This window comes from Kineococcus glutinatus (assembly GCF_039542765.1).
GTDB lineage: Bacteria > Actinomycetota > Actinomycetes > Actinomycetales > Kineococcaceae > Kineococcus_A > Kineococcus_A glutinatus.
On the sequence record NZ_BAABIL010000239.1, the window covers coordinates 1 to 13,202 of the forward strand.

The 13,202-nt window shown below is 76.3% G+C and carries 10 protein-coding genes and 1 pseudogene; 5 read left to right on the plus strand and 6 right to left on the minus strand.

The annotated features are described in order from the left end of the window. Positions 1-388 (plus strand): annotated as a pseudogene (locus tag ABEB16_RS09985) (hypothetical protein); the annotation flags it as partial. A gap of 9 nt (positions 389-397) precedes the next feature. Here ABEB16_RS09985 and metX read toward each other — a convergent pair. Together metX and ABEB16_RS09995 are read right to left on the minus strand one after the other, a co-directional pair. Beyond that, the gene (metX, locus tag ABEB16_RS09990; protein ID WP_345712115.1) at positions 398-1,582 is read right to left on the minus strand and encodes a homoserine O-acetyltransferase MetX; all 1,185 of its coding nucleotides are present in this window, start codon (positions 1,580-1,582) and stop codon (positions 398-400) included. Between the two features lie 53 nt (positions 1,583-1,635). Further along, positions 1,636-2,991: a bifunctional o-acetylhomoserine/o-acetylserine sulfhydrylase gene (locus tag ABEB16_RS09995; protein WP_345712106.1), complete on the minus strand. Its 1,356-nt coding sequence runs from the start codon at positions 2,989-2,991 to the stop codon at positions 1,636-1,638. Positions 2,992-3,291: 300 nt separating this feature from the next. Here ABEB16_RS09995 and ABEB16_RS10000 point away from each other — a divergent pair, with 300 nt between their 5' ends. Then, positions 3,292-3,663 carry a hypothetical protein gene (locus ABEB16_RS10000; protein ID WP_345712107.1) on the plus strand — a complete coding sequence of 124 codons (372 nt, stop codon included), beginning with the start codon at positions 3,292-3,294 and terminating at the stop codon, positions 3,661-3,663. A gap of 135 nt (positions 3,664-3,798) precedes the next feature. Next, positions 3,799-4,974, plus strand: a complete 1,176-nt coding sequence (locus tag ABEB16_RS10005; protein WP_345712108.1) for an RtcB family protein — start codon at positions 3,799-3,801, stop codon at positions 4,972-4,974. An 84-nt stretch (positions 4,975-5,058) separates the two neighbouring features. On the opposite strand, the gene ABEB16_RS10010 is transcribed toward ABEB16_RS10005, so the two are convergent. Together ABEB16_RS10010 and ABEB16_RS10015 are read right to left on the minus strand one after the other, a co-directional pair. Continuing rightward, a complete protein-coding gene (locus ABEB16_RS10010) occupies positions 5,059-6,039 on the minus strand; it encodes a C-terminal binding protein (RefSeq protein ID WP_345712109.1) in 981 nt (326 codons plus the stop codon). Positions 6,040-6,110: 71 nt separating this feature from the next. Next, positions 6,111-6,377, minus strand: a complete 267-nt coding sequence (locus ABEB16_RS10015) for a hypothetical protein (protein WP_345712110.1) — start codon at positions 6,375-6,377, stop codon at positions 6,111-6,113. A 354-nt stretch (positions 6,378-6,731) separates the two neighbouring features. On the opposite strand from ABEB16_RS10015, the gene ABEB16_RS10020 reads away from it, so the two are divergent. Continuing rightward, positions 6,732-7,829 (plus strand): zinc-dependent alcohol dehydrogenase, encoded by a 1,098-nt coding sequence (locus ABEB16_RS10020; protein WP_345712111.1) that lies wholly within the window; start codon positions 6,732-6,734, stop codon positions 7,827-7,829. 61 nt (positions 7,830-7,890) lie between these two features. Here ABEB16_RS10020 and ABEB16_RS10025 read toward each other — a convergent pair whose 3' ends face one another. Beyond that, on the minus strand, positions 7,891-9,558 hold the full coding sequence (locus tag ABEB16_RS10025) for a histidine kinase N-terminal 7TM domain-containing diguanylate cyclase (RefSeq protein ID WP_345712112.1): 1,668 nt from the start codon (positions 9,556-9,558) through the stop codon (positions 7,891-7,893). A gap of 181 nt (positions 9,559-9,739) precedes the next feature. Between ABEB16_RS10025 and ABEB16_RS10030 the strand changes: the two genes are divergently transcribed. Continuing rightward, positions 9,740-12,100: a glycoside hydrolase family 9 protein gene (locus tag ABEB16_RS10030; RefSeq protein WP_345712113.1), complete on the plus strand. Its 2,361-nt coding sequence runs from the start codon at positions 9,740-9,742 to the stop codon at positions 12,098-12,100. Here the strand turns inward: ABEB16_RS10030 and ABEB16_RS10035 are convergent. Then, complete coding sequence (locus ABEB16_RS10035) at positions 12,021-13,073, minus strand: bile acid:sodium symporter family protein (protein ID WP_345712114.1); 1,053 nt, start codon at positions 13,071-13,073, stop codon at positions 12,021-12,023. The two genes, ABEB16_RS10030 and ABEB16_RS10035, sit on opposite strands and share 80 nt — an antisense overlap. Positions 13,074-13,202: the final 129 nt, after the last annotated feature.

Consider the following 13,202-nt stretch of genomic DNA (forward strand, 5'->3'; position numbering starts at 1 on the left):
GCGCGCGCGGGACGCGGCCGCCGCCACGGGCCCGGCCCTGGTGCTGGCGCTGGCGCCGTTCCTGCTCACGGCCGGCCCGGGCCGGGGTGCGCCGTCGCGGCGGCGGCTGCTCACCACCGCCGCGGTGCTGGGTGCGCTGGGTGCGCTGGGTGCGGTGGCGCTGCCGGTGCTTGCGCTGCCCGTCGTCGCCGGCGGGATGCTCGGGATGGCCCTGACGATGCCCGCCGGTGCGTACGTCAACTACGACGGCCTGCCGGTGACGGGCGGGGCCGGGCCGCTGGCGCTGGCGGCGCTCGTCGTGCTGCTGGTGCTCACCGGTGGGCCCGCCGCCGCGGACACCGGCGCGCCCGGTCAGGAGGTGCCGGAGCGGGATCCCGCCCCGGCCTGAGGTGCGCCCCTAGACCCGCTGCGCCAGCGCCTGGCGCCCCAGCGCCAGCGCCTCGGTCACCAGCGGCTCGAGCTGGTCGGTCTCCAGCAGGAAGCCGTCGTGGCCGAACGGGGAGCGGATGACGCGCAGCCCGCCGACGGCACCGGCGGCCTCGTCGGCGATGCGCTGCTGCTCGGCGATCGGGTAGAGCCGGTCGGTGTCGACCCCGGCCACCACCATGGGCGTGGGGCAGGCCCGCAGCGCCTCGTCGGTGCCGCCGCGACCGCGGCCGACGTCCCAGGTGTTCATCGCGTCGGTGAGCGCGACGTAGCTGGCGGCGTCGAAGCGGCGGACGAGCTTGTCGGCGTGGTGGTCGAGGTAGGACTGCACGGCGTAGCGGCCGCCGGCCTCGGGCACCTCCCCCTCCTGGGGGTCGCGGCCGAAGCGCAGCTGCAGCTCCTCGGCGGTGCGGTAGCTGAGCTGGGCGATGCGGCGGGCGATGCCGAGGCCGACGTGGGGGCCGCAGCCGGCGGGCAGGTCGTGGTAGTCGCCGCCGTGCCAGCCGGCGTCGGCGCGCACGACGGCCATCTGCGCCGTCTGGGTGCCGATCTGGTCGGCGGTGGCGGCGGCGCTGGTGGCCAGCACCAGCGCCGCCCCGACGCGCCCGGGGTGGCCGACGGCCCACTCCAGCGCGCGCATGCCGCCCATGGAACCGCCGATGACGGTGACCCAGCGCCGCACCCCGAGGGCGTCGGCGAGCCGGGCCTCGGCCTCGACCTGGTCGGCCACGGTGATGCGCGGGAAGGCCGAGCCCCACGGGGCGTCGGTGCCCGGGCGGGTGGAGGAGGGGCCCGTGCTGCCCTGGCAGCCGCCGAGGACGTTGGCGGCCACGACGAACCAGCGGTCGGTGTCCAGGGCGAGGCCGGGCCCGACGAGGCCGTCCCACCAGCCGGCGGTGGGCTGGCCGGGCCCGGCGGGGCCGTGGACGTGGGCGTCGCCGGTGAGGGCGTGCAGCACGAGGACCGCGTTGGCGCCGTCGGCGTCGAGCTCGCCCCACGTCTCGTGGGCCAGCCGCACACCGGGCAGTTCGCCACCGAGCTGCAGGGGCAGGGTGCCGAGGTCGGCGAAGCGCCGCGCCGCGACCGGGTCGCCCTCGCGCCAGGCGCCCGTGGCGGGTGCCGGCGGGACGGCGCGGCCGGTCTGCTCGGCGGTCATCGGGGTGCTGCTCCTGGGTGCGGGGGTGCGGGGCTGCCGGTGCGCGGCGGTGCTCACGCGCCGGCCGTGGCGGGGGCGTGCACCCGCGCGGCCGCGAACCCGGCCTCGAGGTCGGCGAGGATGTCGTCGACGTGCTCGATGCCCACGGCGAGGCGGACCAGCCCCGGGGTGACGCCGCTGGTGAGCTGCTCCTCGGGGTCCAGCTGCGAGTGCGTGGTCGAGGCGGGGTGGATGACCAGCGAGCGGACGTCGCCGATGTTGGCGACGTGGCTGTGCAGCGTCAGGGCGTCGACGAAGGCGCGCCCGGCCTCGCGGCCGCCGGCGATCTCGAAGGCGAGCACGGCGCCGGTGCCCTTCGGGGCGTACTTGCGGCCGCGCTCGTACCAGGGCGAGGAGGGCAGGCCGGCGTAGCGGACGGACTCCACCTGCTCGTGGGCCTGGAGGAACTCCGCGACGCGCTGGGCGTTGGCGACGTGGCGCTCCACGCGCAGCGCGAGGGTCTCCACGCCCTGGGCGATGAGGAAGGCGTTGAACGGGGCGACGGCGGGGCCGAGGTCGCGCAGCAGCTGCACCCGCGCCTTGGCGATGTAGGCGGCGGGGCCGAGCGCGTCGGTGTAGACGACGCCGTGGTAGCTGGGGTCCGGGGTGGTCAGGCCCGGGAAGCGCTCGGCGTGGGCGGCCCAGTCGAAGCGGCCGCCGTCGACGATGACGCCCGCGATCGCGGTGCCGTGCCCGCCGAGGTACTTCGTCGCGGAGTGCACGACGACGTCGGCGCCCCACTCCAGCGGCCGCACGAGGTAGGGGGTGGCGATGGTGCTGTCCACGACGAGCGGGACGCCGCTCGCGTGGGCGACGCCGGAGACGGCCTCGATGTCGAGGACGTCCCCGGCGGGGTTGGAGATCGTCTCCGCGAAGAAGAGCTTCGTCTCCGGCCGCACGGCCCGCTGCCAGGCGGCGGGGTCGTCGGGGTCCTCGACGAAGGTGGTGGTGATGCCGTACTTCGGCAGCGTGTGCCGCAGCAGGTTGTACGTGCCGCCGTAGATGCGCGGGCTGGCGACGACGTGGTCGCCGGCGCCGGCGATGTTGAGGATGGCGAGGGTCTCCGCGGCCTGGCCGCTGGCGACGAGCAGCGCCCCGACGCCGCCTTCGAGGGCGGCGATGCGCTCCTCGACGGTGGCCTGGGTGGGGTTCATGATCCGCGTGTAGATGTTGCCGACCTCGGCCAGGCCGAACAGGGCGGCGGCGTGGTCGGAGTCGCGGAAGGTGTAGCTCGTCGTCTGGTAGATCGGCAGGGCGCGGGCGCTGGTGGCCGGGTCGGGGGCCTGCCCGGCGTGGACGGCGAGGGTCTCGAAGTGCAGCGCGCGCTCGGGGGCGGGCAGGGCGCCGTCGTGCTGGGTGGTGTCGCTCACGGGGTTCTCCGGTGGGTGGTGCGGTCAGGGGCGGGGGCTGCCCGCGCGACACCAGCCGTCGAAGAGGTAGGGGCGCCGACCCGGCCAGAACTCGTCGAGGAGTGCGCCGGGGGCCATGGGGGGATGCTCCAGCATGGGGGCGCCGCCGGGCAACTCCGCCCACCGCCGACCGGGGGTGGCGCCCGCGACCGCACAAGCCGACTACGCAACGTGAGGAAGGCACGACACGTCGATGTCTGGCAGTCTGTGCGCCGATCACTTTGGGCGACTGCTTGATCACAGATTGACGTGGGGGTTGCGATGGCGGAACCGGCTGGCGCTGTGGGGGAGAGCGGTGCCGCAGCGGTCGGCACGCACGGCGACGACGTGCGGGTGCTGCGCTGGGGCACGCCGGAGTGGGCCACCAACGGCTCGGAGGTGGAGGGCGGCTGGCGGCACTGGCGGGAGGCGTCGGTGGTGCCCCTGGAGGGCGACGAGGGCGACGAGAACCCCTGCCCCGTGCGCCTGGAGTCCATCGACCTCGCCTACGCCGACGGGCAGCAGACCGTGCTGAGCCGGTCGGCGCCGCGGATCTTCATCGGGGACCTCGCGCAGCTGTCGGTGCGCGAGTCCCGCCGGCTGGCCGCCGCGCTCACCGAGCTCTGCGACCGCGCGGAGGCCGCCGCCCCCTGAGGCGGCGCCCCGCCGACGACCGGGTGCGACGACCGGGTGCGATAACCGGGTGCGGTGGGCGCGGCGCACTGGCACCGTCGGGCGCCGCCCCACCGCGGGGCCCGCCCCCACCGGGGCGCACCGGACGAGGACACCGTGGAGACCATCACCCCCAAGCTGCTCAACTGGGCCTCCGACGTCGAGCCCGACACGCTCGCGCAGGCCCGCCGCACCAGCGAGCTGCCGTTCGTGCAGCCGCACCTGGCCCTGATGCCCGACGCCCACCTCGGCAAGGGCGCCACCGTCGGCTCCGTCATCCCCACCGAGCGGGCGATCATCCCCGCCGCCGTGGGCGTCGACATCGGCTGCGGCATGATCGCCGTGCGCAGCCAGTTCAGCGGTGAGGAGCTGCGCGCGCGGGCCGCGGCCACCGGCGGGCTGTCCGGCCTGCGCGAGGCCGTCGAGCGCGCCGTGCCGCTGTCGGCCGGCGCCCGCAACACCCGGGTGCTGCCCAGCGCCGAGCCGCGGATCGCGGAGCTGGAGGCGATGGCGCAGCGCGACTACGCGGCGGTGCTGGCGCACTGGGCGCTGCAGCTGGGCTCGCTCGGCTCGGGCAACCACTTCATCGAGGTGACGCTCGACGAGGCGGGCGCGGTGTGGTGCTTCCTGCACTCCGGTTCGCGCGGCATCGGCAACAAGCTGGCGCAGCAGCACATCGCGGTGGCCCGCCGGCTCGCCGAGCGGGCGCGCCTGGACCTGCCCGACGCGGACCTCGCGCACCTCACCGAGGGCACGGCGGAGTTCGACGCCTACCTGCGCGACCTGCAGTGGGCGCAGCACTTCGCGCTGCTCAACCGCGAGGAGATGATGGACCGCCTCGTGGCGTGCCTGGCGGAGTTCATGGGCGCCGACGTCGTCGAGCACGAGCGCATCAACTGCCACCACAACTTCACCCGGCCCGAGCGGCACTTCGGCCGCGACCTGTGGATCTCCCGCAAGGGCGCCATCCAGGCCGAGGCCGGGCAGCCCGGGCTGGTGCCCGGCTCGATGGGCACGGCGAGCTACGTGGTGCGGGGGCTGGGCAACGAGCTGTCGATGAACTCCTCCCCGCACGGGGCGGGGCGCAGGCTGTCGCGGACGCGGGCCCGCAGGACGTTCACCGGGGCGCAGCTGCGGGAGGCGATGGCGGGCATCGAGTACCGCGACACCGACGCGTTCCTCGACGAGCACCCGCTGGCGTACAAGGACGTCGACCGGGTGATGGCGGACGCCGCGGACCTGGTGGAGGTCGTGCACGTGCTGCGGCAGGTGGTGAACGTCAAGGGCGACTGAGCCCCGGGTGCGGGGCGGGGACGTCCGGCTCGCGACACGCCGGTGTCGCGGGACCGGACGTCCCCGTCGTGGACCCCGCCCCGCTCAGCCCGGCGGGGCCGTCAGCACCTCCAGCAGCCGGCTCGCCGCCGACGTGCGCAGCCGCCGCAGCGAGCCCGGGGAGAACCAGGCCACGTGCGGGGTGAGCAGCACGCGCGGGTCGCGCACGAGCGGGTCGTCCGGGGCGGGCGGCTCCTGCCACCACACGTCGAGCCCGACGCCGGCCAGCCGCCCGGAGGCCAGCGCCGCCTCCAGCGCGGCACGGTCCACCAGCCCGGCGCGGGCGGTGTTGACGAGGAACGAGCCGGGCGCCATGGACGACAGCGCCGCCGCGCCGACGACGCCGCGGGTGCCGGCGGTGAGGGGGGCGTGGAGGCTGACGGCGGTGCTGGTGCGCCACAGCTCCTCGAACCCGACGGGCTCGGCGCCACCGGCGGCGACGTCGGCGCCCGGCACGAACGGGTCGTGGGCCACCAGGCGCATCCCGAAGGCGCGGGCCCGGGCGCCGACCTCGCGCGCGATGGCGCCGAAGCCGAGCAGGCCCAGGGTGCTCGCGCGCAGCTCGCGCGGGTCGGGCAGCTGCCCCCGGGAGGGCCAGCCCCCGGCAGCGGTGGCCGCCGACCAGGTCGGCAGGCCGCGCAGCAGGGACAGCAGCAGGCCCACGGCGTGGTCGGCGACCTCGGCCGTGCCGTAGCCGGGCACGTTGCGGGCGACCACCCCGAGGGCGGCGGCGGCCTCGGTGTCGACGGTGTCCATCCCCACGCCATAGCGCAGCAGCGCCCGCACCTGCGGGCAGGCGCGCAGCACCCGCTCGCTGATCGGCGCGTACTGCACGAGCAGGCCCTCGGCGCCGCTGGCGGTGACGGCGGCCACCACGTCGTCCTCGCTGCGGCAGCCGGCCTCCACGACGCGGTAGCCGGCCGGCTCGAGCACCGCCCGCTCCAGCTCGGCCGGGCCCATGTCGCAGTCGGTGACCAGCACGGTCCCCCGCCGGGTCGCCCGCCCGGTCCCGCTCGTGGCTCCCATCGCGCCGGCCTCCTCGCCCACGGGGTTCGTCGACGAGCAGGATCGCGCCGCTCGCACCCGGGCGCGAGCGGTCAGGCGCTGCGCCGCAGGGGCGCCACCGGCCGCTCGTCGTCGTCGGCCGCCGCGTCCGCGGCGGGGTGCTCGACGAGGGCGATGACCCGCGCGGCGAGGAACCGCGCGGTGCGGACGGGCGTGCCGCCGCGGGTGACCTCGGTGACCTCCACCATGCCGCGGCCGTGGCCGACGTCCACCCGGCGCCCGGCCCGGGTGGCCTCGATCTCGTACGTGCGCGTGCTGCCGCCGGAGTCGACGACGACCTCGACGCGATCGCCCTTCATGGTCCACCTTCCGTGCCGCCGCCCCGGCGCTGCTCGGGGAGGGTGGGTCGGGTGCCGCTCGCGGGAGACCGCCGCAGCGCGCGGCCACCACGTACAACGCCCGGTCGGCGCGGTGCATTCCGCTGCGGCACAAGCGGAAAAGCCGACGATGACACCCCGGTGGGCACCCCGGCGAGCACCCCGGCGGCGGGCGGCGGGGACCGGCGCGGGCCGCGGCGGCGCACCGGCGCCGGACGCGTCCGGTCGGGCGGATCCTCTGTGTGAGCGCTAACACCAGGACGTACAGTCCTCCCGGGGTCGCAGCGGCCCCGGAGGACGGCCGGCACGCAGGCGTGCCCGAGGGACGGAGGGTCCATGACCGCGCAGCAGGTGGCGCCGGACGCGCGCGAGGAGGGCCTGCGGGCCGGGGGGACGGCCGCGGGGACGGGCGACGTCCCCCGGCGCGGGCGCGCGGTGCTCGTCAACGGGCCGGGCGAGCTCAGCCTCGTCGAGGTCGACGTGCCCGAGCCCGGCCCGGGCGAGGTGCTGGTGCGGATCGCCTGGTGCGGCATCTGCGGCTCCGACCGCGAGGTCCTGGCCGGCAGCCGCCCCGCGCAGTTCGTGCGCTACCCGGTGATCCCCGGGCACGAGTGGTCCGGCACCGTCGCGGCCGTGGGCGCGGGCGTCGACGCGGGCCTCGTCGGCCGGGGCGTCGTCGGCGAGGGCATCCGCCCCTCGCGCACCAACCCGGCCTCCGTGGTGGGTGACGTCGCCGGCTCCGACACCCCCTACGAGGAGACGGGCTTCACCCTGCCCGGCGGCTGGAGCGACTACCTCCTGCTGCCCTCGGACCTGCTGCACGTCCTGCCGGAGGGCGCCGACCTGCGCGCCGCGGCGGGCATCGAGCCGGCGGCGTGCGTGGCCGAGGCGGTGCTGCTGGCCGACCTCACCGTCGGCTCCAAGGTCGCCGTCATCGGCGCCGGCGCGCTGGGCCTGCTGGCCACCCAGCTCCTGAAGGGCGCGGGCGCCGAGGTCACCGTGCTGCACCACAACGACTCCCGCGAGGAGCTGGCCCGCCGCTGCGGGGCGGCGCACTACGCGATCTCGGGCAGCGCGGGCGAGGACGGCCTGTTCGGCACGTTCGACGCGGTCGTCGAGGCGGCGGGCGTGCCGGGCGTGGCGCGGCTGGCGACCCGGCTGGGCCGTCCGGGCGCGCGGGTGGTCCTCACCGGCATCCCGGGCGAGGACGCCGACGACCTGTCGTCGCTGGAGCTGGTGACGAGCCAGGTGCACGTGCTCACCGTCTTCGGCGCCCCCACCCGCGCCTGGGCCTACGCGGTGCGGGCGTTCGCGCAGGGCATCCTCGACCCCTCCGTGATCGTCACGCACGAGTTCGGCCTGGAGGACGCGGCCGAGGCCCTGGACCTGCTCGGGCGCCGCTCCGGCGCGCTGAAGGTGCTGCTGCACCCCTGAGCCGGCACCCCGGACCGGGCCGGTTCGGCCCGGTTCGGCCCGGCCGGGGTCGGGACCGGCCTCAGCAGGGTGCGGGCAGGGGTGGAGCCTGCTGCACCCCGCTGGAGACGACCCGGTCGCGGCCGCCGGCCTTCGCGGCGTACAGCGCCCCGTCGGCGGCCGCGAGGAGCAGGCCGGCGGCGTTCGGCCCGTGCGCGCCGCCGAGCAGGCCCGAGACGCCGAAGCTCGCGGTCGCGCGCACCAGGACGCCCCCGGCTCCCTCGACGGCGACCTCGGCGCAGCGGCGGCGCCACCGCTCCGCCCGGGCCAGCGCCTCCCGCACGGGGACGCCCGGCAGCACGACGACGAACTCCTCCCCGCCGAACCGGGCCGCGAGCTCGCCCGGGCCCGTGCCCTCGGCGAGGACGGCGGCCACCGCGACGAGGACGGCGTCGCCGGTGGCGTGGCCGTGGGTGTCGTTGACGGCCTTGAACCGGTCGACGTCCACCATGACCAGGCTCACGGGCAGCCCCGCCGCCAGCGCCGCGGGCACCTCGTCGGCGAGGTGGCCCGTCAGGCGGCGGCGGTTGGCCAGCCCGGTGAGCGGGTCGCGGACGGCCTGGTCGGCCAGCTCGGCGCGCAGCCGCTCCACCAGGTCCAGCTGCTCGCGCAGCGCCTCGCCGGCGGCCACGGCCTCGGCGCGCTGGCGCTCCAGCTCCTCCCGCTGGCGCAGCGCCTCGGTGACGTCGCGGGCGACCAGGACCCAGCCGATGCACGCGCCGCGGTCGTCGGACAGCGGCGCGGTGCGCAGGTCCAGGTGCAGGCCGAGCCGCCCGACCGCGACGGCGCGCTCCTCCCGGGCGCAGGTGCTGGGCCGCTCCCCCAGGGGGTCGCCGAGGGCGCGCAGGCTCGCCCCGACGAACCGCTGGGGGGCGTCGGGCACGAGGCGGCGCAGCAGCGCCTCGGCGGCCGGGTTCACCTCGACGAGGCGCTGCCGGCGGTCGACGACGGCGACGGCGTCGCCGATGGCGGCGACGACCTGCTGCAGCGCGACGGGCAGCACGTCGGGCAGCGCGGAGTGGCGCAGGGCCCACGCGCACGTGGCGACCGTGACGAGGAAGAAGACCGGGGTGAGGGTCACGTTGAGGTCCGGCGCGACCAGGACGCCGAGCACGTTGCCGGCCGTGGGGAAGAGCCCACCCACGACGGGCCACAGGAAGCGGGCGCGGTGGGCGCGCGAGGCGCGCGCGGCACCGCGCAGCAGGACGAGGAACCCCACCACGAGCAGCGCGTAGCTGTAGGCGGTGTGCAGGTGGAACAGCGGCCCCGGCGAGGAGGCGAGCAGCGCCGGGTCGCCCTCGAAGCGCAAACCGCTGCGCCAGAGCCCGTGCCAGGGGTTGGACAGCGCCGCGGCCACCGTCAGGACGGGCTCGACGAGCAGCCAGCGGTGGCGGCGCCAGCGCCAGGTCCAGCGCCGGTCGGCCATCGCGCGGGCGTGGCAGTACAGGCCGAGGACGACGGCACCGACGCCGGGGAGGACGAGCGCGGAGGCGGCCACCTGCAGGTCGAGGTCCGCCAGCGCCATGGAGAGGGCCCTGGCACCAGACCACTCGGCGGCCCCGAGGACGAGGACGACGAGCGCGAGCGCCGCGGGCGAGCTGCCGCAGCGGCGCCGGACGACGACCGCGGCGAGCAGCGAGGCGAGGGCGGACACGGCGAACAGCAGGACCCACAGGTTCCAGACCACCACGCCGTCCCTCCTCTCCCGCGCTCGGACCTGCCACGGGCATCGGCGCGCCGGAGGCGTTCCTGTAGGCCCACCGGCCGACGGCGGCGCGGGATCCCGGCACCCGCGTTGACAGCTCCGGCCCCGGCGGGTGAAGGTTCGGGCACGCGCTTTCTTGAGAGCGCTCTCAACGAGGAGGAACCACGTGCCGCTCCACGCACCCCGGAAGCGCCGCGCCGGCGCGACCGCCGCGGCCACCGCGCTGCTCGTCCCCGCCGTCCTCGCGATCTCCCCCTCCCCGGCGCTCGCCGCGGACCAGATCGCCAACGGCGACTTCAGCGCCGGCACCGCCGGGTGGACCATCTACCCCGCCGGCTCCGCCGTCGGCGGCGCCGGCTGCAACACCGTGCCCGCAGGCAGCGGCGCCTACAGCGCGGCCATCCAGCAGCAGTTCGCCGTGCAGGCCGGCGAGAGCTACCGGCTGACGTTCCGCGCGCGCAGCACCCCCGCCACCAGCGGGCCGGTGCGCGTCGTCGTGCAGGGCGGTCCGGACGTCAACCACCAGCAGTTCCTGCCGGCCGACAAGCCCGTCTTCGGCGACGCGTTCGGCGAGTACGAGTACTTCTTCACCGCCGACCGGGACTACCCGAACGCCCAGCTCGCCTTCCAGCAGGACATCGTCAACCCCGTCGCCTACACCCTCTGCGTCGACGACGTCGTCGTGGAGGGCGGCGCCGAGCCGCCGCGCTACGAACCCGACACCGGCCCGCGCGTCCGCGTCAACCAGGAGGCCTACCTGCCCGAGGGCCCCAAGGGCGCCACGCTCGTCACCGAGGCCACCCGCGCGCTGCGCTGGGAGCTCGAGGACCGCCGCGGCAAGGTCGTCGAGACGGGCCGCACGACGCCGCGCGGTGTCGACCCCACCGCGGGGCTCAACGTCCACAGCATCGACTTCGGCCGCTACGACCGCACGGGCAGCGGGTTCACGCTCGTCGCGGACGGCGAGACCAGCCGGCCGTTCGACATCGGCGAGGCCGCCTACGAGCGGCTGCGCGACGACGCGAAGACGTTCTTCTACACCAACCGCAGCGGGACCCCGATCTCCGACGCGCTCGCCCCCGGCTACGGCCGCGCCGCCGGCCACGTGGGCGTCGCGCCGAACCAAGGCGACACGGCGGTGCCGTGCCAGAGCCTGGACGACGCCTCGCAGCAGCTCCTCGTCAAGCAGGGCGACGCGCCGTGGACCTGCGACTACACCACCGACGTGACCGGCGGCTGGTACGACGCCGGCGACCACGGCAAGTACGTCGTCAACGGCGGCATCGCGGTGGCGCAGCTGCTGCAGGAGTACGAGCGCAGCCTCACCGCGCGCAGCGCCGACCGCGGGGCGCTCGCCGACGGGACGCTGCGCATCCCCGAGGCCCGCAACGGGGTGCCGGACGTGCTCGACGAGGCCCGCTGGGAGCTCGAGTGGTTCCTGAGGATGCAGGTGCAGCCGGGCCGGCCGCTGGCGGGCACGGTGTTCCACAAGGTCGCCGACGTGGACTGGACCGGCCTGCCGCTGGACCCGGCCGCCGACCCGCAGCCGCGCGTGCTCTACCGGCCCTCCACCGCCGCGACCCTCAACGTCGCCGCCACCGCCGCGCAGGGCGCCCGCCTCTTCGCGCGGTACGACAGGGCGTTCGCCGAGCGGCTGCTCGCCGCGGCCCGCACCGCCTACGCCGCCGCCCGGGCCAACCCGGCGCTGTACGCGCCGGCGCCGGACGGGAGCCTCGACCCGAGCCCCGGCAGCGGGCCGTACGACGACCGCGACGTGTCCGACGAGTTCTACTGGGCGGCCGTCGAGCTGTACCTGACGACCGGTGAGCCGCAGTTCCGCAAGGACGTCCTCGGCTCGCCGGTGCACACCGCCGACGTCTTCGAGGCCGGCGGCTTCGACTGGGGCCACGTGGCGCCGCTGGCGCGCATGGACCTCGCGACGGTCCCGAGCCGGCTGAACGGGGCCGAGCTGCGGGCGGTGCGGCGCTCGGTGCTCGAGGCCGCGGACGCCTACCTCGCCGGCCAGGCGGCGCAGCCGTTCGGGCAGGCCTACGCCCCCGAGGACGCGTGGTACGCGTGGGGTTCCAACAGCCAGATCCTCAACAACGTGCAGGTCCTCGGCACGGCGTTCGACATCAGCGGCGAGGACCGCTACCGCGACGGGGTGGTCCGCAGCATGGACTACCTGCTGGGCCGCAACGCGCTGAACATCTCCTACGTCACCGGCTACGGCGACGTGTACGCGCAGAACCAGCACTCGCGGATGTACGCGCACCAGCTCGACCCGTCGCTGCCCAACCCGCCCGCGGGCACGGTGGCCGGCGGCCCGTACTCCCCCACCGCCACCAGCGGTGACCCGGTGACGGCCCCGCTGTTCCCCGAGGGCTGCGCGGCGCAGTTCTGCTACGTCGACGACATCGGGTCGTGGTCGACCAACGAGATCACCATCAACTGGAACTCGGCGATGTCGTGGGTGGCGTCCTTCGTCGCCGACCAGGACGGTGGCGACGACCGCTCGCGCCGCTGACCGCTGCTGCCCGCCGCGCGATCACCGCGCACACCAGCAGCTGCACCTGGTGGAACAGCATGAGCGGCAGCACCGCGGTGCCCACCGTCGCCGCGGGCAGCAGCAGGGTCGCCATCGGCACCCCGGTGGCCAGCGACTTCTTCGAGCCGCAGAACAGCACGACGAGCCGGTCGGCGCGCCCGAACCCCAGGGCGCGCCCCGCGGCCTCGGCCAGCCCCATCCCCGCGGCGAGCAGCACCGCGCACGCGGCGAGCAGCACGCCGACCTCGGCGGCGGAGACGCGCTGCCACAACCCGTCCACCACCCCGGAGCTGAAGGCGGTGTAGACGACGAGCAGGATCGCGCCGCGGTCGCAGAGCTGGGTGGTGCGCTTGTGCCGGCCCACCCACGGACCCAGCCAGCGGCGGGTGAGCTGACCGGCCAGGAACGGCGCGAGGACCTGCAGCGCCACCGCCCCGACGGAGGCGGTGGACAGCTGCACCTGGCCGCCGAGCAGGGCGGCGACGAGCAGCGGGGTGAGCAGCACGCCGAGCAGGTTGGAGAACGAGGCCGCGCAGATGGCGGCCGGCACGTTGCCGCCGGCGAGGGAGGTGAACGCGATGGAGGAGTTCACCGTCGAGGGCAGCAGGGTCAGGAACACGATCCCGGTGACGAGGTCGGCGGGCAGCAGGTGCTCGGGCAGCAGGGCCGGCAGCACGACGCCGAGCAGCAGCCCGAGCAGCGGGTACGCGACGAAGGTGACGGCCAGGACGGTGCCGTGCAGCTTCCAGTCCCGCACCGCGGCCAGCGCGGCGCGGGTGGCCAGCCGGTTGCCGTAGAGGAAGAACAGGAACGCCACCGCCACGTCGGCGGCGACGGAGAGCCCCTCGGCGGCGCCACCGCGGGCGGGCAGCAGCGAGGCGAGCCCGACGGTGGCCAGCAGGGCGACGAGGAACGGGTCGAGGTAGCCCCACAGCCTGCGCAGCCGGCTCACGCGGTCGCCCCCGCGGGGACGGGCCCGACCGCGGCGAGCAGCGCCAGCAGCGTGCGGTCCCCGCCCGGCGGGGCGCAGACGCTCAGCCCGACGGGCAGCTCGCCCGCGCGGCCCCAGGGCAGGTTCAGC

What these genes read in the sequence shown, in the direction of transcription:
- metX (WP_345712115.1), bottom strand. Translation starts at nt 1,582, where the DNA reads ATGACCGCCGAGCAGACCGGCCGCGCCGTCCCGCCGGCACCCGCCACG.
- ABEB16_RS10000 (WP_345712107.1), top strand. Translation starts at nt 3,292, where the DNA reads ATGGCGGAACCGGCTGGCGCTGTGGGGGAGAGCGGTGCCGCAGCGGTC.
- ABEB16_RS10010 (WP_345712109.1), bottom strand. Translation starts at nt 6,039, where the DNA reads ATGGGAGCCACGAGCGGGACCGGGCGGGCGACCCGGCGGGGGACCGTG.
- ABEB16_RS10015 (WP_345712110.1), bottom strand. Translation starts at nt 6,377, where the DNA reads ATGAAGGGCGATCGCGTCGAGGTCGTCGTCGACTCCGGCGGCAGCACG.
- ABEB16_RS10020 (WP_345712111.1), top strand. Translation starts at nt 6,732, where the DNA reads ATGACCGCGCAGCAGGTGGCGCCGGACGCGCGCGAGGAGGGCCTGCGG.